18 protein-coding genes and 1 tRNA gene are annotated in these 22,788 nt (G+C 62.6%); 7 read left to right on the top strand and 12 right to left on the bottom strand.

What is annotated here, in order from left to right:
- Positions 1-134: 134 nt before the first annotated feature.
- Genes F4Y38_04525 through F4Y38_04510 form a run of 4 tightly spaced genes read right to left on the bottom strand, consistent with a single transcriptional unit; the run spans position 135 to position 4,098 of the window.
- The gene (locus F4Y38_04525; protein MXY48551.1) at positions 135-866 is read right to left on the bottom strand and encodes a phytanoyl-CoA dioxygenase family protein; all 732 of its coding nucleotides are present in this window, start codon (positions 864-866) and stop codon (positions 135-137) included.
- 18 nt (positions 867-884) lie between these two features.
- Positions 885-1,925 (bottom strand): phytanoyl-CoA dioxygenase family protein, encoded by a 1,041-nt coding sequence (locus F4Y38_04520; GenBank protein MXY48550.1) that lies wholly within the window; start codon positions 1,923-1,925, stop codon positions 885-887.
- Positions 1,926-1,958: 33 nt separating this feature from the next.
- Positions 1,959-3,218 carry a mandelate racemase/muconate lactonizing enzyme family protein gene (locus F4Y38_04515; protein ID MXY48549.1) on the bottom strand — a complete coding sequence of 420 codons (1,260 nt, stop codon included), beginning with the start codon at positions 3,216-3,218 and terminating at the stop codon, positions 1,959-1,961.
- 4 nt (positions 3,219-3,222) lie between these two features.
- A complete protein-coding gene (locus F4Y38_04510; GenBank protein MXY48548.1) occupies positions 3,223-4,098 on the bottom strand; it encodes a phytanoyl-CoA dioxygenase family protein in 876 nt (291 codons plus the stop codon).
- Between the two features lie 175 nt (positions 4,099-4,273).
- Here F4Y38_04510 and F4Y38_04505 point away from each other — a divergent pair, with 175 nt between their 5' ends.
- Both F4Y38_04505 and solA read left to right on the top strand, forming a co-directional pair.
- Complete coding sequence (locus F4Y38_04505) at positions 4,274-5,269, top strand: Gfo/Idh/MocA family oxidoreductase (protein ID MXY48547.1); 996 nt, start codon at positions 4,274-4,276, stop codon at positions 5,267-5,269.
- On the top strand, positions 4,933-6,447 hold the full coding sequence (gene solA, locus F4Y38_04500; GenBank protein MXY48546.1) for an N-methyl-L-tryptophan oxidase: 1,515 nt from the start codon (positions 4,933-4,935) through the stop codon (positions 6,445-6,447). The genes F4Y38_04505 and solA overlap by 337 nt, the downstream gene beginning before the upstream one ends.
- Before the next feature lie 32 nt (positions 6,448-6,479).
- Here solA and F4Y38_04495 read toward each other — a convergent pair whose 3' ends face one another.
- Together F4Y38_04495 and F4Y38_04490 are read right to left on the bottom strand one after the other, a co-directional pair.
- Positions 6,480-7,667, bottom strand: a complete 1,188-nt coding sequence (locus F4Y38_04495) for an amidohydrolase family protein (GenBank protein MXY48545.1) — start codon at positions 7,665-7,667, stop codon at positions 6,480-6,482.
- Positions 7,668-7,690: 23 nt separating this feature from the next.
- The gene (locus tag F4Y38_04490) at positions 7,691-8,692 is read right to left on the bottom strand and encodes an acetyl-CoA carboxylase carboxyltransferase subunit alpha (GenBank protein MXY48544.1); all 1,002 of its coding nucleotides are present in this window, start codon (positions 8,690-8,692) and stop codon (positions 7,691-7,693) included.
- A gap of 414 nt (positions 8,693-9,106) precedes the next feature.
- Between F4Y38_04490 and F4Y38_04485 the strand changes: the two genes are divergently transcribed.
- From F4Y38_04485 to F4Y38_04470, 4 genes are all read left to right on the top strand, one after another.
- A complete protein-coding gene (locus F4Y38_04485) occupies positions 9,107-9,958 on the top strand; it encodes a phytanoyl-CoA dioxygenase family protein (protein MXY48543.1) in 852 nt (283 codons plus the stop codon).
- Positions 9,958-10,563 (top strand): CoA pyrophosphatase, encoded by a 606-nt coding sequence (locus F4Y38_04480; protein MXY48542.1) that lies wholly within the window; start codon positions 9,958-9,960, stop codon positions 10,561-10,563. Before F4Y38_04485 ends, F4Y38_04480 begins: the two co-directional genes overlap by 1 nt.
- 30 nt (positions 10,564-10,593) lie before the next feature.
- Positions 10,594-11,439 (top strand): sugar phosphate isomerase/epimerase, encoded by an 846-nt coding sequence (locus F4Y38_04475; GenBank protein MXY48541.1) that lies wholly within the window; start codon positions 10,594-10,596, stop codon positions 11,437-11,439.
- 178 nt (positions 11,440-11,617) lie between these two features.
- Entirely contained in the window at positions 11,618-11,878 is a 261-nt protein-coding gene (locus tag F4Y38_04470) for a hypothetical protein (GenBank protein MXY48540.1), read from the top strand.
- A gap of 46 nt (positions 11,879-11,924) precedes the next feature.
- On the opposite strand, the gene F4Y38_04465 is transcribed toward F4Y38_04470, so the two are convergent.
- The 5 genes from F4Y38_04465 to F4Y38_04445 form a co-directional block, all read right to left on the bottom strand.
- A complete protein-coding gene (locus F4Y38_04465; GenBank protein MXY48539.1) occupies positions 11,925-12,533 on the bottom strand; it encodes a heme-copper oxidase subunit III in 609 nt (202 codons plus the stop codon).
- Positions 12,534-12,536: 3 nt separating this feature from the next.
- Complete coding sequence (locus tag F4Y38_04460) at positions 12,537-14,903, bottom strand: response regulator (GenBank protein MXY48538.1); 2,367 nt, start codon at positions 14,901-14,903, stop codon at positions 12,537-12,539.
- A 366-nt stretch (positions 14,904-15,269) separates the two neighbouring features.
- Positions 15,270-15,367, bottom strand: a tRNA-Sec gene (locus F4Y38_04455).
- 25 nt (positions 15,368-15,392) lie between these two features.
- Positions 15,393-17,342: a selenocysteine-specific translation elongation factor gene (selB, locus tag F4Y38_04450; protein MXY48537.1), complete on the bottom strand. Its 1,950-nt coding sequence runs from the start codon at positions 17,340-17,342 to the stop codon at positions 15,393-15,395.
- Between the two features lie 94 nt (positions 17,343-17,436).
- Positions 17,437-18,513: an NDP-sugar synthase gene (locus F4Y38_04445; GenBank protein MXY48536.1), complete on the bottom strand. Its 1,077-nt coding sequence runs from the start codon at positions 18,511-18,513 to the stop codon at positions 17,437-17,439.
- A 184-nt stretch (positions 18,514-18,697) separates the two neighbouring features.
- Here F4Y38_04445 and tatC point away from each other — a divergent pair, with 184 nt between their 5' ends.
- Positions 18,698-19,918: a twin-arginine translocase subunit TatC gene (gene tatC / locus F4Y38_04440; protein ID MXY48535.1), complete on the top strand. Its 1,221-nt coding sequence runs from the start codon at positions 18,698-18,700 to the stop codon at positions 19,916-19,918.
- 53 nt (positions 19,919-19,971) lie between these two features.
- Here the strand turns inward: tatC and F4Y38_04435 are convergent, their stop codons facing one another.
- Complete coding sequence (locus tag F4Y38_04435; protein MXY48534.1) at positions 19,972-22,788, bottom strand: TonB-dependent receptor; 2,817 nt, start codon at positions 22,786-22,788, stop codon at positions 19,972-19,974.

Raw genomic sequence — 22,788 nt, 5'->3', positions numbered from 1 at the left:
GTGTGTCTCATTGGGGATGTGTTCGTTCAGGATCCCGTTCATATGGTCGACCTGGCCGCGGGTCAGCATGTCCTTGTAGACGATGTATCCGTTAAGGTCGAATTCGAAGATTTCGGCTTCGGTCATGGGTCTCCTCACGCATCCGGTATTTCCACCGGCGTCCGGCCCTCGATGCTGGGCGCTCTGAGCAGGTCGCGCTGCAGGTCGTTGGCGGCGAGCGCCTGCAGCTTTTCCCAGTTCTCCGGTATGGCCCACGTGGAATGTCCGGGCGAGTATTTGTAGAGCAGTGAGCGCCGCCTGTCAGGCGAAGTCCACGTATCGGTCCCGTGGACCAGCGCTTCCGTGAAGATCAGCATATCGCCGGCCTTGAAGGTTGGATTGACGACGATATGCGAGTCCACCGCCGGCTTGAAGTCCATGTTGGTCTTGTGGCTCCCCGGCACGCAAATGAAGCCGCCGTCGCCGGAGTTGACGTCTTTGAGCGCATACATGACGACAGTCAGCCCGTTGTACATCTTTCCGTTGAACCACTGGTAGTGGTGTTCGCCGTTGTCTTCCAGCGGACCGCCGTGGAGGTTTGGCCTGACATCGCCCCGCTCCTCGGAGCGTGTATCCATCTGGAGCCCGTAAGCGTGGTCCAGGCGCATCCAACCACCGATCATCGTTTTCAGGATGTTCAGCGTCCGGGGCAGGGCCATGACCTCCATGAACATGGGGTCGAGTTCCAGGAAACGGAAATTGTAGGATTCATCGGTGAGGTGCTGATCGAGCACCCCGTTCATATGGTCGACCTGGTCCGGGGTCAGCACGTTCCGGTACATGATGTAGCCGTTGAGGTCGAATTCGAAGATTTCGGCTTCGGTCATGGCTGCCTCCTGCTTCGCCTACTTCATGCTCGCTCCGGGACGCCCAGGATGATCCCCCTGCGCCAATGGCGCACCCACAGCGCCGACTGGCAGGGCGTTCTTCCGCTTCCATCGCCTCCATTCCCTGGCTCTCTTTTTCTTCATCTGTCCTTCCGCCCATGCTTCCAGGGGTACGTCACCGGGTTCGGGGCGCCAGTACCTGGAAGCTGGATGGGCTGGGTCGCCGTCCTGGTAGACTACGCCATCCTCCGTGGTATTGGAGCCCAGCAGCTGCCGCTGAACCGGCGTACACCGGGCCAGCAGTTCGGCGTCCTGGCGGTCGTAATCTCCGGGTCGCGCCCAGCGGTAATTGTAACCGTAGTAGAGGCACTTCCGGGAGTGGTCGGACAGGTTGGGCGTCAGGCAGTGCCACAGGGCCGTGCGCCAGACCATGGCCGTCCCGGGACGGACGTTCACCTCGACGATATCCTCTGGGTCGATGTGGTAATCCGGATCGTGAATCAGGCGGGGCGAACAGAGATGACTGCCGCGCACCACGCAGATGGCGCCGCTGTTGTGCTCGGTGAGATCGGTGAGGTAGTACCCGACCTTCACCTCCAGGAACGGGATGATGCCGTTTGTGACCGGGTAGCCGTAGTTGGGGGCGTCGGAGTGCCAGGGGAAGAATCCGCCCGCCACCCCCAGCTCACCCTCCACGTGGTCTATCATAGGCGGCCGGACGTCCACGTGAGACGTACGGATCTGGATGTTGACGCCCATGACGTCCACGACAAGCGGCAGGATCTTCCGGTATTCGATCAACGCGAAAAGCTCCTCGTGGTGGGCCAGAGCATTGCGGATCTGGTACGCGGCGTCCGGAGAGGTCCCATGCGCCTTGCGGTGCTTTTCGTAAAGTGCGTCGACGACGCCGATCAACCGGTCGACATGGTCCGGCGAGAGGGCGTCGTCGATCAGGATGAATCCGTCTTCGTCGAACTGTTGCCGTTGCGCTTCGGTGAGCGCCAGGCGGGGTTCAGGTTCAAAGGGTTCGGGCGCGGCCCCGACAACGGGTATGGACATCGTTTCGCTCCTTCGGAACTGCGGTCGATCCACCTAGCTCCACAGGCGGTCGTGAGACCGTAACTCGTTCCACTCGTCGGTGGGTTCGAAGTAACCGGGATCCTTCTCGCTTGTGTGCTCGCGTATGGCCTCTTCGTTCAGTTCGATCCCCAGGCCCGGCGCGTCCGGCACCGTCATGAACCCGTCCTGGACCGCCGGCTTCGGCAGGCCGGACACCAGGTCGTCCCACCAGGGCACGTCCACGTGGTGGTGTTCCAGGGCGATGAAGTTCTCCGTGGCCGCGGCGCAGTGCACGCTGGCCATCTGGGCGACGGGCATGGCGGACATGTGCAGGGCCATGGAGATGCCGTAATCCTGGGCCGTATCGCCGATCTTCTTGGTTTCCAGTATCCCGCCTGAAGTGGCCAGATCGGGATGGCACACCGAAATGGCCCGGTTTTCGAAAAGGTCCATGAACCCTTCCCGGAGGTAGATGTCCTCGCCCGTGCAGATCGGCGTGTCGCAGGCGTCGCGCAGGCGGACGTACTGCTCGGTGAACTGCCAGGGAACCATGTCCTCGTACCAGGCCAGGTTGTACCGGTCCAGCGCCTTGCCCAGGCGGATACAGTCCTCCACGCCGATGTGCCCGAAGTGGTCGATGGCCAGTGGGATCTCGTAACCGATAATGTCCCGCACCCCGGCGACATAATCCGACAGCAGGCCGATGCCTTTGTCCGTCAGCCGGATGCCCGTGAACGGATGCATGATGTGCAGGGTGTCCAACATCCCGGAAGGGGCCGACAGGGTACCGGGTATGTCCTTCAGCAGCCCGATGCCCACGTCCATCTTCAGAAAGGTGAACCCCCGGTCCATGCGTTCCTTCAGGCGGTGGCCCATCTCTTCGGCATCCGGGGTCGACGTCGTATCACAGTATATGCGAATGCGGTCTCGGAATTTGCCGCCCGCGAGTTGATAGGCCGGCACGCCGTAGGCCTTGCCCGCGAGGTCCATGAGGGCCATCTCGATGGCGCAGACGCCGCCGGCCTGCCGGGCGTGGTGGCCGAACTGGCGGATCTTCCTGAAGATCCTGTCGACGTCGCAGGGGTTTTCGCCCAGGACGCGCGACTTGAGGGCCAGGGCGTAGGTCTTGCTGGCGCCGTCCCGCACCTCTCCAAGGCCGTGGATGTCCTGGTTGGTATCGAGCCTGATGATCGTTGACGCACCGATCGTCACGGTGCGCAGGTCGGTGATGCGCAGTGCGCCAGGACGGGAAGCGGTGTGGACGTTTCTGGCTAGTTCCGATGTTTCTGGCACGGATTCAACCCGTTTCCCGGCGTTGTCCGCCGCTCGGAGTTTCCTCGGACCAGTGCGCCGGCGGTTCGACCGGGCCGTGATCCCACACAGTGGGGAAGTAATGGCCGGTCAGCAATTCACCGGGTTCGACGTCGACCCGGCGCTCCATGATATGGGTCCGGGTGGGCTGGTACCTCGTCCAACCGGGCATGTAGTGCACAGCGATGGCCGGCCGGCCGTTGTCGGACGGATTGGGCGGGCTGCCGTGCCAGGTCAGGCAGTGGTGGAACATGCATTCGCCCTTTTTTACCTCGCAGGGGACGATCTCGATCTTTTCGTCGTCCGGGATGAGGGACCGGTCGGGTTCCGGCGTAAAGCCGTCTTCGTTCGTCCCAATCGTGCCGCCCTTGTGGGGTCCCCAATGATGACTGCGCGGCACCATGCGCATGCATCCGTTCTCGACGGTGGCGTCGTCCAGGGCCACCCAGGCGCTCACCAGGTCCGCGGGCTGGATGATCGGCCAGTAGGGATGGTCCTGGTGCCAGTCCGTGGCCCCACCGCGCCGGGGCGGCTTGTACTGGATCTGGTCGTGCCACACCCGCAGCACGTCGGTACCGATGAGTTCGCAGGCCATGCGGCAGATCTCCGGGTGGTAGAGGTGGTCGCGGAATCCGACGTCCGCCTGCCAGGTGTTGACCACCTGAATCACCACGTCCCGTTCCGCCTCCATTTCCTCGCCGGCTATGTTTCGAACCGCCTCGGCCTTGCCGCGAGATGTGCCCGCGATGACCGTCATGAGGCGACCCCGCAACGTATCGGCTTCTTCATCACTGTAAACGCGGCCGACGTTGAGAAATCCTGCCGCTCTGAACTCGTCGATCTGTGCCTGGGTCAGGGACACGCTTCGGCTCCCGGTTTGTGGAAAGATTGGAGCGAACGTAGCGGAAACCGCATCTTATGTCAAGCCTGTTGTCAAGCCTGATGTCCATCCGATTTCGCTTGACGATACCACGACCGTTGATTACTTCCCGGAAACACCGGCACGATACGATTCCACATGACTAAAGGAACCCCAAATGGCGATACGCATGGCACAGTACGGCACCGGTCACGGGCATGCCGCCGGCAAGCTTCAATCCATGTCGACCCATCCCGATGTCGAGTGCGTCGGGGTCTATGAGCCGGATGCGGGGCGAAGGTCCGTTCTGGAGCATGCCGACGGGCCCTATGCCGACGTTCGATGGTTCGACCACGTGGAGGACATGCTGGGTGATCCGGCTATCGTTGCCGTGGCTTCGGAAGGCCGCAACGCCGAAAGCCTGGTCCAGACCGAGGAGATCGTCCGCGCCGGCAAGCATGCCTGGTACGACAAGCCCGCCGGCGACGACTGGCCAGGCTGGCAGCGGGTGGTCGGCCTTGCCGAAAAGGCGGACCTGCAGGTGCAGATGGGGTACATGTTCCGGTATCACGACGGGTTCCGCAAGATCGCCGACTGGGCCCGGTCGGGCACGCTGGGCAGCGTGTTTTCGATCCGGGCACACATGTCGACCAACGTCCCCGTTTCTTCCCGCGAAGTGATCAGCGCCCACCGGGGAGGCATATTCTTCGACCTGGCCGGCCACATGCTCGACCAGGTGGTCTGGACCCTGGGCCGGCCGTCCAGGGTGACCGCGTTTCTGCGCAACGAAACAGGGGAAGTCCCCGCTTTCGCGGATAACGGCCTGGGGGTGTTTGAATACGAGCACGCCATGGCCACCGTAGATATCGCCGCCATGGAACCGTCTCCGCCCGCCCGCCGCTACGAGGTATACGGAACGGAGGGCAGCGCCATTCTCATCGAACCCTTCGAACCGGGTACGAAAATCCGGCTGGTCCTGGCCGAATCCCGGGAAGGGTACCCCGCGGGCGAGTCCCGTGTGCCCGTTGCGGGCCGCAGCCGCCAGGCGCTGTACGACCTCGAACTGGCGTCCTTCCTGAAGACCATCTCCGGGGAGCAGCCGCCGGACCGTCCCCTTTCCCACGAACTGCTCGTACAGGAGACCTTGCTCCGCGCGACAAGGGGCCTGTCGTGAGTCCGCGGTCCGCAAAGTCCGTGCATTACGACGCGATCGTGGTCGGCGGAGGCGTCGTGGGCGTCTCGACGGCCTACGTGCTGGTCCGCCGCGGGCTGAGCGTCCTCCTGCTTGAACGGTACGCACCCGTCCACGAACACGGCAGTTCGCACGGCGACAGCCGGATGATCCGTTTCGACTACGAAGAGAACGTGTACGTAGAAATGGCGTCGCGCGCCTTCCGGGCCTGGGAGGATCTCGCGAAACGCCTGGGAAGGCCGGTGTTCAGACGGACCGGCATCTGCAACCTGGCGCCTGCCGGCGCGGAGGTGCTGGAGACGCTGGAGACCCGACTGAGGGACTGCGAACTCCCCTATGAACGACTGGCCAGTCCTTCCTTTGCGCGCCGTTTCCCCCAGCTAAGCCTGCCACCGCACAGCGAAGCCATCTACCAACCCGACAGCGCGGTGCTCTTCGCCGACGAGGTGGTGCGGAGTCTGTGGGACTGCGTCCGGGAAGACGGCGTGGACGCCCTTACGGAGACGAAAGTCGCTTCGATCGTCCCGTCTGACGGGCGCGTCGAGGTCACGGCGACGGACGGACGGACCTGGTCAGGTGCCTGCCTCGTGCTGGCAACCGGCAGCTGGTCGGACCGGTGGCTGAACGTGCTGGGGATCGACGTCGACCTCGTGGTGACGCGGGAATTGCTGGCCTACTTTCCACAGGCCGGATCGGTCCCGCATGAAGCGGGCGCCATGCCCAACGTGATCGATTATCACACACCCGATCCCTTCTACTGCGTGCCCCAGGTGCGGGTACCGGGCGTCAAGGCCGGCTGCCACCGGACCGGCCGGGTCGTCGAGGCGGACGACCCCGAAGTCGTGGACGGCGCCAATCTTGCGGCGGTGCGGGAATTCATCGGGCGCAGATGTCCCCACCTGTCCCGGGATCCCGTCGCGGTGAAACACTGCCTGTACACCAACTCGGCGGACTACCACTTCATCCTGGACCGTCATCCCGATCATGCGAACGTGGTCCTGGCGGCAGGGTTTTCGGGCCATGGGTTCAAGTTCGGCCCGGTGCTGGGCGAGATCCTGGCCGCACGGCTGTTCGACGAAGCGCCGCCCGTCGACACGAGCCTGTTCGGTCTCGAAAGGTTCAGTGGTCAGGGTGCGCTGAGGCCTCGTACGCTCGCGTAGCATCCCACCGCCGCCCGGGCGCGTCTTTCGGTTCACACGAACCGCCGGCCGTCCTTGAACACGCCGACGATCCGGCGGATGGCGCTGATGTCCTGCAGCGGATCTCCATCGACCGCAAGGATATCCGCAAACCTGCCGGGTTCCAGGGATCCGACCCGGTCGGCCATACCCAGCATCTCGGCGGCCCGGCTGGTGCAAGCGATGATGGCGCCCATGGGCGAGAAGCCGCAGCACTTGACGGCGATGACGAGGCTCCCGCCGAAATCCTCGAAGCGGGTGTCCGGGACACCCGCGTCGCTGGAGATGACCATGCGGACGCCTTCCTCCAGCGTCCGCCGCAGCAAGGCGTATCGTTCGCCGTACTCGCTGTTCATCAAATCATCAACTTCTTCCGACGAACCGGTCCTCGGTCCGGTGATGGTGTGGCTAACGTAAAGGCCCTTCTTCAGCATCAGGTCGACCGCCGCCTCATCGTATCGGTGTCCCTCTTCCTCCCCCATCCACGAACAGTGCTCGATGCTGTCGGTGCCCGCTATGGCGCAGTTCAGAATGCCTTCGGTCCCGTGGGCGTGGGCGGCGACTCTCCTGCCCAGGCGATGGGCGTCCTTAACCAGAGCCGTCAGGGTCTCCGCCGAATACTGGGCGCGGCGCACGTTGCTGTCCGGAGTCAGCCCCCCGCCGGTGGCACAGACCTTGACCCAGTCCACGCCCATGGAGACCACCGTGCGCACGGCCTTCAGCACCTCCTCCGTGCTGTCCGCGCTGATCCCCATGTAGTTAAGGTGCCCCGCCGTCGTGGTAATGGGCAGGCCGCAGGCGAGTATGCGCGGGCCGTCCAGGTGACCCCTGTCGATGGCCCGCTTCAGGGTCAGCGTCACGCCGAACACGTCGGCGCAGTCCCGAACGGTCGTCACCCCGCCCCGCAAGGCCCGTCGGGCGTTCCCGGCGGCCTCGACCACGGACTCCACGGCGCTCTTGTGCGCCAGGGAGGTGACGCAGTCCTCCCGCGCGTTCATGACGAGATGTACGTGGGTATCGATAAGGCCGGGAAGCAGCGTGGCCGTGCCGAGGTCGACGACCTCTGCGTCGCCGGGAATGGAAAGGCTGTCGCGGGAACCGACGGCCTGGATCCGGTTGCCGTCCACGAGGATCAGCCCGTCGGGAATGGGCGCCGCGCCCTTCCCGTTGATGATCGAGCCGCCTGTGATGGCATTTAGCAAGAATCCCGCTCCCGGGTTCCGACTTACGACGGGTCGTCCGCGGCAGGTGCTACATCGAAGGCGCCCATGCTGCTGTACTTCTCCAGCCGGGCTTCCAGGCGTTCCTCGACGGACTGTGCGCCCGCCTCGTGCAACGCCTTGAGGATGGATTTTCTGACGTTCGAAATGGCCGTTTCGTGGTCGCGGTGCGCGCCACCGAAGGGTTCGGGCACGATTTCGTCGATGACGCCGAACTGGAGCAGGTCGGTAGCCGAAAGCCGCAGGGCCTCCGCGCAATCGGCCTTGCGGGCAGCCGCCTTCTCCTGATCCTTCCACAGGATGGTGGAACAGGGTTCGGGGCTGATGACCGAATACCAGGCGTTCTCCATCATGATGACCCGGTCGCCCACGCCGATGCCCAGGGCGCCGCCGCTGGCGCCTTCGCCGATCACCATGACGATAATCGGCACGAGGAGGCGGCCCATCTCGTAGATGTTCCGGGCGATGGCTTCGGCCTGGCCCCGCTCTTCCGCGCCCGCGCCGGGATAGGCCCCGGGCGTGTCGACGAGGGACAGGACCGGCATGTCGAACTTCTCGGCCAGTTTCATGATGCGCAGGGCCTTGCGGTATCCTTCGGGACCGGCCATGCCGAAGTTGCGCATCACGTTTTCCTTCGTGTTCTTCCCCTTCTGATGACCTACAACGGCGATGGACCGGCCATCCATCTTCGCCAGTCCGGTGACCATGGCCTTGTCGTCCCCGAAGGACCGGTCGCCGTGCAGTTCGACGAAATCCTCCATCATCCCGTTGATGTAGTCGAGCGTGTGGGGTCGGTTCGGATGGCGGGCGATGAGCACGCGCTGCCACCGGGTCAGGTTGGAATAGGTCTTCCGCCGCTGGCGGGCCACTTCCTCTTCCAGGCGCTGGATCTCGTCGGCCAGGGCGTCGAGGTTCTCGGTCACCGCATAGTTCCTCATTTCCTCTATGCGCTTCTCGAGCTCGTAGATCGGTTTTTCGAATTCGAGGATCGGGCCGTTCTCTTCCATGGCGTGCTCCAGGCCTGGCCATCCGGCTTCACTATCCGTGTTACGCCAGACGGCCTTCATAAACGGTAATCGCGGCGGACCCATGACGTTCAAGCAGTCCCGCCGCGTCCTTCCAAATAAAGATTAACCGGCACGACCTGTCAAGGGCGGGGACCGGGCGGGGACCAATCGAATGGACGCAGCGTGTTCTCCGGTAAACGTCAAATGCGTGAAAAACGTCCCCGGTTTCAGATCACTAGACCGACCTTCCGCGCCCCCAGTGACGGCCCAAACCCCTTGACATCCAGGTTGCTGTCTGTTAGTTGACCGGTGCCCGGACCGGGTTGGAACGTCTCCGTTAAGGTGTCCCGGTCGGAACGTCCCGGTTGAGGTGTCCCGGTTGGGGTATCAAGCCGGTCGAAAGGATCTACTGCCATGACTGCGGTTGATCGCACCAAGGTTGGTGGACATGCGTCACCGTACCCTCTGTCCGCGGAACACGTGCGGCGGTACCGTGAAAACGGTCATGTGCATCTTCGGGGCATCTGTACAAAGGAAGAGATCGCGGCCTTTCGCGGGGCGCTTAGGTCGGTCACTTCCGATCGGTTCGCCGGGACAGCCAGGATGGCCGACCGCACGGAAGACGACTTCTCCCAGGTCTTTATGCAGACGTTCAACCTGAGGGAGGCGCACGAGGTCGTCGCGCGGTTCATCCAATCGCCGCGGCTCGGACGGATCGCGGCCGACCTGATGGGCGTGGACGCGGTCCGCATCTACTACGATAAGGCCATGTTCAAGGAACCCGAAAGCTGGATCACGCCATGGCACCAGGACGGTCCACACTGGCCGCTGCGCTCGGACCACGTGCTGACCATGTGGATCCCCCTCGTGGATACCACGATCGACATGGGCCCGCCACGATTCGCCAGCGGTACGCACCGGGATGGCGTCATTGGTCCCAGGGGGATACACCGCGCATCGGAGTCGTTCTTCGACGACTATGTCCGATCGAACCGGATTCCGGTCGTGGAAGAGGAGATTCCCGCTGGCGACGCGACCCTGCACAGTCACTGGGTCGTTCATGGCGCGCGGGCCAACACGTCGGGCCGCGTCCGTGAAGCATTGGGTATCACGTTTTACGAGGACGGTATGGTTATCGACGATTCCGCGTGCAGCGCGGAGAACCGGCCGGTCATCGATGCCAACCTGGGAAACAGGCGTCCCGGCCAGCGGGCCGATCATCCGCGCAACCAGGTCGTGTTCGCCCGGTCCTGGACGGTGCTTTGATGCAGGCAGAAAACCTGGTCGAAAAGCTGCGAAACAGGCGCAGCAGGCTGCTCGATCCTGAATCCGGCGCGCTAACGGCGGCCGTTGCGGTCCTTCTCCGCGCAGCGGTTGGAGGAACGGAATTGCTCTTCCTCCAGCGTGCGCAACGGAAGGGCGATCCCTGGTCCGGCCATGTCAGCTTTCCCGGTGGGAAGATCGATGCTTCCGATGTAAGCCCGCGGCACACGGCCATCCGGGAAACGCGGGAAGAAACGGCTATCGATCTCGACTATGCGGATTTCGTCTGCCGCCTCGACGACCAGGCGACCCATCTCGGCAAGGTGCACGTCGCCGGTTTCGTGTTCTACCTGGCGAACGGGTCCGATCCGACCCTCAACCACGAGATACGAAACGCGTTCTGGCTCCCGCTCGCCGATCTGATGGATGAAAACCGGTACGTTACGACCACGGTCGAGGGCGAATGGGGAGCAAGGGAAGTATGCGCCATCGATCTCCTCGATGGCGAAGGCCCCGTGCTCTGGGGCCTCACGTATCGTTTCACCGCCCAGGTGCTGGCCTGTGCTGGCCACGAATTGCCGGGCGGTTCCGAAGTGCAGCTGCGTTAGACCGCAGGTTTAGCCACGTCACCCTTCAACATGAAAAGGTTCTCGATCATGGAACTCTCGTTGTCCGTACGGGTCGCCGAATCCGTCTTGAATAAGGAAGAAGCCAACCGGTCCATGGAGCACCTGGCCGACCTTGCCCGGGAGATCGGATACTCCGCCATGTGCATGCGGGCGTCCCAGGCAGGCATAAAGTCGCCGCTTGAACAGATCACCGCGGTTCGGAAGGTACTCGACGATCGGGGTCTGCCCGTTTCCATGATTACGGGAGACATCCCCATACCCGCGAACGACGAACACGCCCCGGACGCCCTCCGGAACATCACGCCCTACCTGGACCTGGCCGAATTGCTGGACGCCGACCTGATTCGGATTGGCATGAAGACGGAGGAGGACATCGCCTGGGCGCGGTGGGCTTCGGACGAGGCGGCCGAGCGGGATATCCGGCTTGCCCATCAGTCCCACACCCGCAGCCTGTTCGAAACCGTGGAGGAGTCCGTCTCCATGTTGAAGCAGGTGGGACGCGAGAACTTCGGCATCATCTATGAACCGGCCAATCTGGACCTGTGCGGCCAGGACTACGGACCGGAAACGATCAGGCGGTTCGAGCCCTGGCTCTTCAACGTCTACCTGCAGAATCACCGGCTGAACCCCAATGGGTCCATGACCCTGAACACCTGGGTGCGAGGTCCCGCGCCCCACGATCCGGTGCCCCTACAGGAAACGGGCGGGATCGACTTTCCCGTCATCATGCGGACGCTCGAAGAGATCGGATACGAAGGCTACGTGACCGTGCACCAGGCCTTTGCCGAGCTCATGGAACCCGAAGACGCCGCCCGCCAGAGCTTCGACTACCTGACTTCCATTGCGGACTTCTGACTTTGGGTGACGGAGTTGAATTTAAGTTCGAGGTCGCAGCGAGGTATTTCTACTCTTCTTTTAGTTAAGGGCATTCCACACACCAGGCGGATTGCAGGGTCCGTCAGGCGGACTGCCGAAGACAACATCCAATGGAGTAGATCAATACACGCAGGCGAAGTCGAAATGGAGGGCGCAAATGGAAGTCGCACAACTGGTGATTACACCGGCCGTCATGTTGAGTGCTTTTATTTTCTTCTGGCGGGAAGCAAAGAACGGTAGAGAAGAGCTGCGAAACGAGTTGAAGAAAGAGATAAGTTCCGTGCGAATGGACGTTGCGGGCGTAAGAAATGAGATAGGTGACGTGAGAAACGAAATTCATGACATTAGAAAAGAAATGCACGACATGAATGGTCGTCTTGGAAACGTCGAAGGGATGCTGACGACGCTGAGCCGTTAGGAGCACGCTCGATGTCGACCGGTCCATTCACGTTCAGTTGCGTGCTTCACACCAGGTAGACCAGTACGTAGAGGATGGGCCAGATGAGGACGACGAAGAGCCAGAACATGTAGCCCAGCACCACGCCGGTGTGCTTTTCCCGGGTGTATGCGCCGGCGGAGGACCGGACCCAGAGGTATAACAGTACGAGGACGGTTGCGAGCACGTGGACGGCATGCAGCCCGATGATCGTGTAGAACATGGCGCCGTACAGGCTCGAGGTCATGCTCAACCCGAACTGAATCAGCCGGATCCATTCGAACCCCTGCACCGTGAGGAATACGACGCCCAGCACGCACGTGACCATCAGCCAACGCGTCAACTGGCGGGACGCGTTCCGCTTCACGGCCCGGTACGCCCGGTGCATGGAGTAACCGCTCACCAGAAGAAACACGGTGTTTATGCCCGTGATCCCGATGGGCAGGCGAGGCTGGTCGGGCGGGGGCCAGTCCGCCACAAGACCGGACCGTAGCCAGAACAGGATGAACAGCAGCGTGATGAAGATGATGAGTTCGCTGGCGATGAAGAGGTACATGCCCAGGATTTCCATGGGCATGCCCGGCTGCGTTTCCGGTTCGGCTGAACGTGCCTGAGGTTGACCGGACTGCTGGGTCAAGGGTTACTCCTTGTTCTGTTCCTGCTCGGGTTTGGCCATCCGGTAACCGACGCGGGATTCGGTAAAGATGTACCGGGGGTTACCTGCTTCGTCACCCAGTTTGCGTCTGAGATTCTTGACGATGGACCGCACAACCCTCAGGTCTCCTGAATTGCGCGACTGCCAGACGTTCCTCAGGAGCTGGTCGTAGCTGACCACCTTGCCGGCACGGGTCGAAAGAACCCGGATCACGTCGTACTCGGTGGCCGTCAGGATCAACGGCCTGCCCTCCAGGACAACCCTTCGATCATCATAGTCGATGACCAGATCGTCAACCTGAAATGGTGCGGGCGGTCCGGCGTTCTTGCGCAGCGCGGCCTGGATCCGAGCGATCAGTTCCGTCGGCGAGAACGGTTTTACCACGTAATCCGCCGCACCGATCTCCAGCGCCTTGGCGATCGTCTCGTCCCTGCCGTACGCCGACAGGAAGATCACCGGACGCTCCGACAGCGCCGTCACGTTCTGCATCAATTCGATACCGTCGGTACCGGGCAACAGCAGATCGAGCAAGACAAGATCCGGCTGCCGGTCGTTGACCAGGTTTTCGACTTGTTCGGGCTCTCCGGTCAGTATAGGATTGTAACCCGCGTTCACCAGAATACCCCTGATATATCCCAATGCCTGCGGGTCGTCATCCACGACGAGTATGCTCGGATGTTGACCACCGGAGGGTGAGGAATCGGCAAGCCTGCCGTCCGGTGCGGCCGCGGCACTCGCCGGGACCTCTTCGGCCGCGGGTATCGTGAAAGTAAACCGCGTTCCGAGCCCCATCCCCTCGCTCTCGGCCCAGATGCGCCCTCCATGAGCTTCCACCAGCCCCTTGCAGATGGACAGGCCCAGGCCCGATCCCAATCCCGCTTCGTCGCGGCCGCTCCGGGCGTACTTCCTGAACAGGTGAGGAAGCCGTTCCGCGGGAATGCCCCTGCCTTCGTCAACTACCGACACCTCCACCTGGTAGTCCTTCAGCTCGGCCTGCACGGTAATGGTGGACGAGTCGGGCGAGTGACGCGCGGCATTGGACAGGAGATTGCACAGCACCTGTACGACCCGCTGCTGGTCCGCCCGCACTCTCGGAAGATCCGGCGGCAGGTCGATCTGGACGGTCTGGCGATGCTCACTGCTGAGGTACGCGCTTCTGGCCTGGTCCACGATGACCGCCAGGTTCGCCGGCTCAGGAGATACGGAGAGCGAACCCGTCTCGATCTGCGCCGCGTCCATCAGATTGCCGATCAACTCGCTCAGATTGTCGACCTGCGCGTCGATGATTCGAAAAAACTGTTGAGATACCGCTGGCTGAAGTACGGAAGCGTTTCCGAGGGCCGTGGCCGCGCAACCCTTGATGGATGCAAGCGGAGCCCTCATTTCGTGGCTCACCGTGCTCAGAAACTCGGCCCGTTGGCGTTCCAGGTCTTCCAGCGGCGTCATATCCTGCATGGTGATTACGACCGACTGTACCTCGCCCTGCTCCGATACGATGGGCGTGGCGTTGATCAGCGTCGTGACTTTTCTGCCATCGGGGACCTCAAGTACGATTTCCTCGGCGCGAACGGTTGTCGCCTCGCGCAGCAGCCGAACCAGCGTGTATTCCTCCAGTTCGATTTCACGCCCATCCGCACGCTTCACGTTGATCACATCTAGCAGATCCACAATCGACACTCCCGGGGTCTCCAGGTCGCCGACGATTCGGCGCGACTCCTGATTGAACGACACGGCCTTTCCGGTTCGCGCGTCGAACACGACGACGCCGACGGGTGAGGTGTCGATCAGTGCCTCCAGGTCTGCTCTGGCCTGTTGTTCATCACGGTGCTTCTTGGCGTTTGTTATCGCCGCGCCGGCCTGGGAAATGAACATTGAAATGATCCGCTCGTCTTCCGAGGTGAACTGCTGCCCGGATTCCTTGTCGAGCAGGTAGAAGAAGCCTACCTGGGAGCCCTGGTGGCGAATCGGCACGCCCAGAAGCGCACGATCCATCACCGGATGACTGGCCAGGCCGAGCGAGTCGAAGTGAGCAGACATGTTCTTTAACCGGAGCGGCTGCGAAACGCCTTTCAAGTACTCCCAGATTTCGGCCCCGCGCGGCAGATCCAACAGTTCGCGATGCTCACGTTCACTCAGGCCATGGGCGACGAAGTCCAGTAACTGTCCGGATTCGTCGATCATGGTGATACCGCCCATCCTTGCACCGGTCAGCGCGCAGGCTCCCGCGACGACCTCCTGCAGGACCGTGTTGACGTCAAGGCTTTCGCTGATGCGCAGGCTGACCTCGCTCAGTTTTGAAAGCTGCTGCTGCAACTTCCTGTTACTTTCCTCTAACCTGTCAGCGTTCGGCATTGATCTGCTCCTCTGTATGCACGTTCTTCGAAGTCGCACTGCCGATCGGCTGAACCGGCATCGCCCGCGGCCAGCCGAATACGACCATCCTGGTCCTGACCTGATGATCACATTGAATCTACACGATATGAACAGATCATCATATTAAATTCACAAAACTTTAAGTTATATTCACAATCTTTCCGCTACAACGGTAGTTTTCACCATCAAGTACCACCCGGAACAACACTGGGAAGACCGTTGACACGAGCGTCCCGGTTCGCGGTGGATACCCATAACGGAGGAGAAGGCGGCGGCGAGTAAATCGAGGTAGGTGCAGCCGGCGGAGGTTCGGTATTCAACTTATATCAATCGTGATGCGGATTCTGGGGGGAGCGTGTGGGAATCGAACCCACCACGGACCTGTTTAGGGCCCGCCATCGGATTTGAAGTCCGTGAGGTGCACCAGCAACCCATACACTCCCCTGTGTGTTGCTTCTGTATTCTTTTTCAGTCCCCTTGCGCCAGCCTGTGCGTGCCGGACTCCCGGTTGGTGACGCCCAGGTCGCAGTAGTAGTCCAGCAACGCGGTGGCGTGCGCCCTGGAAATACCCAGGTGGCTGCGGAACTCGGACGCACGCACGGTGCCGAGGGATTCCAGGTAGGCCACCAGGCGCCGCCTGACCGACTCGAGGGCATGGTGATGCATGATCTGCCGGTCCGCGAACTCGACGAAGATCTCCTGGTCCAGGGCATACCCGGCCATGCTCCTAATCATATCCGCGTCCGGATCAACCTGTAATTCCTTCACAATTATCGACCGATCTGCCATGACCTGCGGCAGATCGTTCATGTTGAAGACAGCGGGAGGTTCGGCCTCGCCCAGTTCCTCGAACGCCTCGAGTATGCGTTTTTCCCGGGCGTTCAGCTTGACCGTGTGGGTGGCCAGCCGGACCGACCGGCTAGACAGCACGATCCGGCCTTCCGCGTCGAGGTCGTTGAGCAACCCGTCATAGACGGTGTCGGGAGGTTCCCAGGACAACTGCAGCCTCGGGGCGTCCTTGGGCAGCGTATGCTTCAGCCGTTGGGTGCGGTGCATCTTTTCGAGCAGTTTGACCAGTTCGTCCTTCAGGCCTGCGTATCCTTCCCGGTGCAGATACCTGTGGTCCGGGAACCGGACGAGTTCGCCCTTTTCCACCAGCCGTGTCAGGCTATGTTCCAGCACTTCGGCATTCAGGTTCGTGAATCGAACGAGGTCCTCCATGGACTTGAGTTGCTGTGCGCCGTGTGCGTGCCCCATGACCCGTTCAATCAGGACATCCGGTTCCGCGCCGGTCACCGCTTCCAGGTAGTCCAGTACGGACCGGCGGAACCGGCGATTCTTCTGGGGATAGACCTCCACGAACCGGCCTCCGCCGAGCAGACGCATGGATGAAAAACCCCGGATGATGAAGAGCTCATTACGTTCGGCCACGATGGGTTTCTCCAGGCGAAGCTGCACGTAACCCGTCTCGCCCGGGGCGAGTTCGTCCCGGTCGAGCAGGATCAGCCTGCCGATGGTCTCGCTCGTGCCCTTGTGCAGGCGAACGCGCTGCCGGTTCTTCAGCGGCTCTTCCAGAGACTCCAGGCACTGCACCGTGGCATCGGTCATCAGGGTCGGAAGCAGGTAACCGGGCGCGCCCAGCTCATCGCCCCGCTGAATGTCGGTTGTTCTGACATTCGAGACGTTCAGTGCGACCCGTTGGCCTTTGACGGCACGGTCCACAGTGTCGTTGTGGGTCTGCATGCCCCTGATCCGGAGTGGCGTCCCGGCCGGAAGCAATTCCGCGTCCGAGTCCCGCGAGAGACTTCCCGACAGGACGGTACCGGCGATGACCGTTCCGAAGCCCTTCATGCTGAACACCCGGTCCACGGGCATGCGGAAGTATCCCGCGTCGTCTTCGACCGACAGTCCGGCCAGCCGGTCTTCGATGATCTCCTTCAGCCGGCCGATCCCCTGGCCCGTTACCGACGAAACACGGACGACCGGCGCGTCCTCCAGGAACGAGCCGGTCACGAGCGACTTCACGTCGTCCTCCACGAGCATCAGCCACTCTTCGTCGACCAGGTCGCATTTCGTCAGGACGACGATGCCCGCGTCGACCCCCATGTATCTCACCGTGCCCAGGTGTTCGACGGTCTGGGGCATGACGCCCTCGTCGGCGGCCACGACGAAGAGGACGAGATGTATGCCGCTCACCCCGGCGACCATGGTCTTGAGGAAACGTTCGTGGCCCGGTACGTCGACGATGGGGACTTCCCGCCCGTCGCTCAGGGACATGAAGGCGAAACCGAGGTCGATCGTCATGCCCCGGTCCCGTTCCTCCTTGAGTCGATCGGGATGAACGCCGGTCAGCGCTTCCACCAGGGCGCTCTTGCCGTGGTCGACGTGGCCGGCCGTGCCTATGGTGAGATGGGACATGGTTATGTGGGTAACTTGGTTATGCGTGTGAGCAGTGTGAGCGTGCGTTCGCCGGGTTCCAGCCCATGGTGCGGGCCTGGAACGCGCGTTCGATCTAATCGGACCGGACGACGATCACACGGTCCGCGCTGCCATGCAGGATGGCCCGGTTCTCGATGCCGGCGTCTTTGCCGATGACCGCATAGGAGATCGTCGCGCCGTCGCCGACATCGGCGTCCGCCATGATCACGCTGTGTTCGATGGCCGCGCCGTGTCCGATTCGAACGCCGGGGCCGATACTGACGCCGGGGCCGATGCGGCAACGTTCGAGTTCGGCCGTGTCGTCGACGATCACCGGTGGTCGCATCACGAGGTTCGGAGACGAGAAGTTGTCGTCCATGATCTCCGGCAATGCCGACATCGTGCTTTCCGGACTTGAGGCAAGCAGCCGTTCATTCGATGCCAGGTACGCCTCGGGCGATCGCACGTCGAATGTCGGATGGCCGGCGTCCAGATACAGCACGGTTTCGCCGCGGCCGGCGAGTTCATCCAGCGCCGCGTCAAACAGGGTGTTCAGTGTATGGTCCAGGGTGTCTACATTTTCCAGGACTTCGCGGGTCCGGGGCGTCATCAAATAGATACGGGTATGCTCAGCGGCATCACGCGACGTGCCGGAGGTGTGGCCGGCGTTTCGCCCCGCACGGATCCCACATGGGCGGTGCTCTCGGTACGACCGAACCAGTTGCGCGTAAACCTCGGATTCCAGCAACAGCGGACCTGTAGATATCAGAAACGGCGCATCTTTCGCAAACGCCGCCACTTCACCGATAAGCCGACACAGACCCTGTCCGGCCGTTACATCCCGTGCGTCCCGGGCATCCCGAGCGTTCCGAGCATCCTGGTAGGCCAGGGACATGCCCCACCGCGCGCCGTCGCCGCAAAACGCCGCGATCTCTGCGGTGTCCCGGCCGGCCGCGATCAGCGTTTCCCGGACCCCGGCCCGTGCGTACTGCGACAGCATCCGTTCGACAAGCGGCTTGTTGGCCAGGGGAAGGAGCAGGTCCGGGCAGCCATCCCATGCGGAAGGCCCGGCTCCATCGCGATCCGCGGTCAAAATGACGCCTCTAACCAACCCGTTGTCGTCCATGCTTCGACGGCTCCCGGCGGCGGGTCGTGACCTGACGGAATCCATGGTCGGCAACCCGCCGCAACCTCTGCGGAATCCTCTGAAACGACTCGACTAAACTAAGTTTGGAACCCGCTTTCGTCAAGGCCATTGGAGGCGGAGGATACGGGGGATTTGCTTGACAGGGACCACGGTCCGGGCTTACTTACCGCCCGTTGTTCGGAAGTTTCTACCGGCGAGAGGAACCGTCATGTCCCCAGCGAGAGGCCGCAGCGGCGAGATGTCCTTCCTGGAACATCTCGAAGAGCTTCGCAGGGCCATACTGAAGTCCGTCCTCGCCATCCTGGTCGGCATGGTTCTCTGCTTCACCTTTGCCGACTACATCATCAATTTCCTGCTTTCGCCGACCTTCCAGGAAAACCTCAAGACCGAGATCGAGATTCAGGCCATCCGGCCGGCCGGCATGTTCACGGCCAGGGTGAACATCTCGCTGCTGCTGGGATTCGCCCTCGTGCTGCCCTACGTCCTCTACCAGCTCTGGACATTCATATCCCCCGGCCTGCTCGACAAGGAGAAGAAGTACGTTCCCCTCGTCATCTTCTTTTGCTGCGTGCTGTTCCTCGTCGGCGCGGCCTTCGCTTTCTACGTCCTGATCCCGGTCATGGTACGGTTTTTCGTGCAGCTCCATGTACCGGACATAAAGCCCCAGTGGGACATCGGGTTCTATATCGGACTCGTAAACAAGATGGTACTCATCATGGGCGTCGTGTTCCAGATGCCGGCCGTGGTGGCCTTCCTGACCTGGCTTCGCATCCTGAACGCCGGCGTGCTCAAACGCGTGTGGCGCATTGCCCTGGTCGTCATATTCATCGCCGCCGCCGTCATAACGCCCACGGGCGATCCCTACACACAGACCCTCGTGGCGATTCCGCTGGTGGTGCTGTATTTCATCAGCATGGGGATCGCCGCGCTGATCGGCCGCAGTCGCAGGAAAGCCGAAGAGGCGGAAGAAGAGGAGGAGGGGGATGACAACGGTGACGGTGGCGGAGAAGGCGGCGGCGGTGATGAAGGTGACGGGGAGCGGCCCGCGCTGACCACCGGCGAACCCGATACCCCGACCCTTCCCCGGGATTCGTCGACCCCGGCCGGCGAGCAGCGCACCGGCCGAGGCTACTGGCCCGATGACGACGAGTTCATCTACGACTACGATGTGGAGATGGGGTACTCGGAGGAGCCGGAGGACAAGGCTGACGAGGATGGCGCTGACAAGCCTGACCGTGACGACCGCAAAGGCGATGGCGACCCCGCGGATAGCGACGCGAGAGATCAGGAAAGGGTGGAAACGGACGAGACCGGCGGGGACGAGACCGGCGGGGACGAGACCGGCGGGGACGATTCCGATGACGCCGGCAAAGAAGATCGGCAGGATGCTACGGACTCAGACCGTTCTGACGATGACAAGAAGAACTGAAACCCTGGGAATCAGACAGGCCGGAAGCTGAAACCGACCAGCATGCCCGCCACTCACAGAAAGTGCGACACCCGCAAGAACAGATACCGGCCCATGTAATCGTAGGTGGAGAAATCCGAGGTCCCCAGCAGCCCGTTGAAGATCACCGCGGGCGGTTGGTTGAATACGTTATTCATCCCCAGGGTCAGCACGGTACCGCCCGCCCCGGTAAACAGCCTGTACGTTCCACGAAGGCCGAGCACGCTGTTGGACTCCACGTCCCGGTAGGCCGGCGTCTCGACGACGTCAGACCGGTACAGGCCCTTGCAGTCGTTGTCCTCGCACTCCACGAAACCACCGACGTACTCCCACGTGAGCCCCGCCGAGGCGCGCCGCCACTTGAGGTCCAGCGCGGCGCTGTGACGCCACCGGGGGAACACGCCCACGTCGTAGTATCCCCTGGCCTTGATCACTTCCGTGCCGCCGGCCGCGGGAATGAACTGGTCGTACTGGAACAGAAGGTTGGCTTCCAGCCGCGCCGACAGGATGCCCCAGGAGGTGTTTCCGCTGTATGCGGCCTCCAGGTCCAATCCGGCGGTCTCGGTCTCGCCGACGTTGGTATTGGTCTGCACGATGTGGGAGATCAGCTTCGTATCGGTGTCCCGGACGATCTGGCCGCAACTGGTGGGGTTGTCCTGCGAGTAGCAATTGCTCAGGATGACGCCTGCGGGGAGGGATCCGATCTCGTCCTCGATCCGGTTCCGGTAGTAGTTCAGGTCGAGCTGGAGGTCCGGTGCGAAACCGGGGCGGTAGCGCATGCCCGCCGTAATCATCCCCGCGCGCTCCGGTTCGAGGTCGGTCGACCCGCCCTCCCGTGCTCGCAGCTGGGCACGGGTGTCCCTGAACCCGGACGGGATGCCCGCGGCGGCGCAGTTCCGCCGCTGCTGCGAGGTAAGTTCCCTGGGGTTGCCCGCTTCGTCCACCGCGCTGCAGGGATCGCTCACCAGGGGAAACACGTCGTTCGCACCGAGGAACATCTCGGCGATGCCGGGGGCCCGGAAGGCGGCGGAGTAGGTGGCCCGTAGCGTCAGGCCCAGGGGAAATTCCACGCCGGCTCCGGTTTCATAGGTCAGCCCGGCGCCGAAGGTATCGTAGTGAAACACTCTTCCCGCCGCGTTCAGGTGAAACCCGATGCCGTTCCCGTGGTAAACCGGCAGCCGGGTCTCGCCGTACAGGGCGCGGACCGAAAAGCCTCCTACGGTCGCTTCGGTTCGAAACCCCGTCGTGTTGCCCGAAGCCGTAATGGGGTCGGGCGTATAGGCGCCGGACTCCCAGCGCGACGACACGCCCGCGGCCACGGACAGCGGTCCGTGCGTGAACTCCGCCAGGTCGCCCGTCAGGTTCCACTGCAGGATCTTCTGCTGCGTGTAGCCCCGGGCGACGCCGGTGTACTGGATGTAGGCCAGCATCTCGGGCGTGATGGTCCCGGCGCCGTGCAGGATATCGAGGGGGACGCAGTTCCCCGTGCATTCCTCGTCCGGACCCAGCGCTCTCGCGAGATTGCTCCGGATGAACCGGCCCCGGTTGACTGTGGTTCCGGAGGTGCGCCCGAAGGCATAGAAGACGTCCGAGTCGAAGCTTGCGAGGCGGCTCCTGAGGCCCAGTACGATGCGGAACGTGCTGAGGTCCTGGTTGAAGATCCGGTTGCCGGCCTCCACGAAGCGGCGCCGCACGTCCACGAAGTCCCGCCCGAAGGCATTGTAGCGGTTGTCCGCCGAGATCGGGGTGCCTTCTTCGATGGTAAAGAGGGGTGTCGGCGCGAGCTTCTGTTCGGACTGCCGGTTGGTGTACACCACCTCGAAGAACGGCCGCAGCCGGTCGCTCAACCGGTGCGTGCCGCCGAGGAACGTGGTATACCGTTTTTGTGGCGTGAAGATGTAGTTTTCGGGCTGGTAGTTGTAGAGGTCGCCGGTACCGTCCAGCGAATTTCCCGCGTAATTGAAGGGCCGCCAGCCCATGGACGGATCGAGGAAGTAGTCGCCGGCCTCGTCGCCCGCCGCCGTGTTGACGGCCTTCCAGGCGTCGTTCCCCGCCGCGCCCGACCGGTCTACGATATGGCCTTCCGGCGTCGCCGAGCTGCCGCTCGTCGTGAAGGATCCGTCGTTCCTGCCCCAGTTGTAGCTCTTGTCGGATTCGCTGAAATCTCGTTCGTAGGTCCAGACCGGTCGCTGGTCGTGGTATCCGGCGGAGAACAGGATGTTGCTCTGGTCTCTTTCAAGCCCCGCGGAAAAAGCCAGGTCTATGGCCGCGCCGTCCCCCGCGCCCGATACGCCCTGGTAGGCCTCGAATTCCACGCCGTCCAGGTCCGACCGCGTGATGACGTTGACGACCCCGCCCACGGCGTCGGAACCGTAGACCGCGGAGGCGCCGTCCTTGAGTACTTCAATCCGTTCGATTACAGTGGAAGGGAGGGCATTGAGATCGACCGCGGCGTCCGCGCCGAGGCCGCCGGGCACGAATCTGCGGCCATTGACCAGGACCAGTGTCCTGTGGGCGCCGAGTCCGCGGAGGCTGATGCGGGTGGCCCCGTCGCCCTGGTAGTTCGCCTGGGTGTTGGTGGCGTTGGATTGGACTGTGAGCGACTGGAGGACGTCGCCCACGGAGGCGAGCCCCCTGGACCGGATCGCCTCGCGAGCCAGGATGACCACCGGGGCCGTCGAACCTTCCGCCTCGCCCCGGATCCTGGACCCGGTCACCGTCAGTTCGTCGAAGACGTATTCGATTCGGACGGAGTCCGGGTCGTCCGCGTCCTGGGCGAGGATCCCGGTACTGGTGGGCGCCACGAATAAACACGCCGCCAACAGCCATATTCGTGTACGTCCGTCGATCAA

The sequence above is a fragment of the Gemmatimonadota bacterium genome (assembly GCA_009838645.1).
Classification (GTDB): domain Bacteria; phylum JAAXHH01; class JAAXHH01; order JAAXHH01; family JAAXHH01; genus JAAXHH01.
This window is presented reverse-complemented; position numbering and strand designations above follow the sequence as displayed.

Bases quoted from the DNA above. Each gene is read 5' to 3' on its own strand.
- F4Y38_04525 (MXY48551.1), bottom strand. From the start codon at position 866: ATGACCGAAGCCGAAATCTTCGAATTCGACCTCAACGGCTACATCATG.
- F4Y38_04520 (MXY48550.1), bottom strand. From the start codon at position 1,925: ATGTCCATACCCGTTGTCGGGGCCGCGCCCGAACCCTTTGAACCTGAA.
- F4Y38_04505 (MXY48547.1), top strand. From the start codon at position 4,274: ATGGCGATACGCATGGCACAGTACGGCACCGGTCACGGGCATGCCGCC.
- F4Y38_04490 (MXY48544.1), bottom strand. From the start codon at position 8,692: ATGGAAGAGAACGGCCCGATCCTCGAATTCGAAAAACCGATCTACGAG.
- F4Y38_04485 (MXY48543.1), top strand. From the start codon at position 9,107: ATGACTGCGGTTGATCGCACCAAGGTTGGTGGACATGCGTCACCGTAC.
- F4Y38_04480 (MXY48542.1), top strand. From the start codon at position 9,958: ATGCAGGCAGAAAACCTGGTCGAAAAGCTGCGAAACAGGCGCAGCAGG.
- F4Y38_04475 (MXY48541.1), top strand. From the start codon at position 10,594: ATGAAAAGGTTCTCGATCATGGAACTCTCGTTGTCCGTACGGGTCGCC.
- F4Y38_04470 (MXY48540.1), top strand. From the start codon at position 11,618: ATGGAAGTCGCACAACTGGTGATTACACCGGCCGTCATGTTGAGTGCT.
- F4Y38_04460 (MXY48538.1), bottom strand. From the start codon at position 14,903: ATGCCGAACGCTGACAGGTTAGAGGAAAGTAACAGGAAGTTGCAGCAG.
- selB (MXY48537.1), bottom strand. From the start codon at position 17,342: ATGTCCCATCTCACCATAGGCACGGCCGGCCACGTCGACCACGGCAAG.
- F4Y38_04445 (MXY48536.1), bottom strand. From the start codon at position 18,513: ATGGATTCCGTCAGGTCACGACCCGCCGCCGGGAGCCGTCGAAGCATG.
- tatC (MXY48535.1), top strand. From the start codon at position 18,698: ATGTCCCCAGCGAGAGGCCGCAGCGGCGAGATGTCCTTCCTGGAACAT.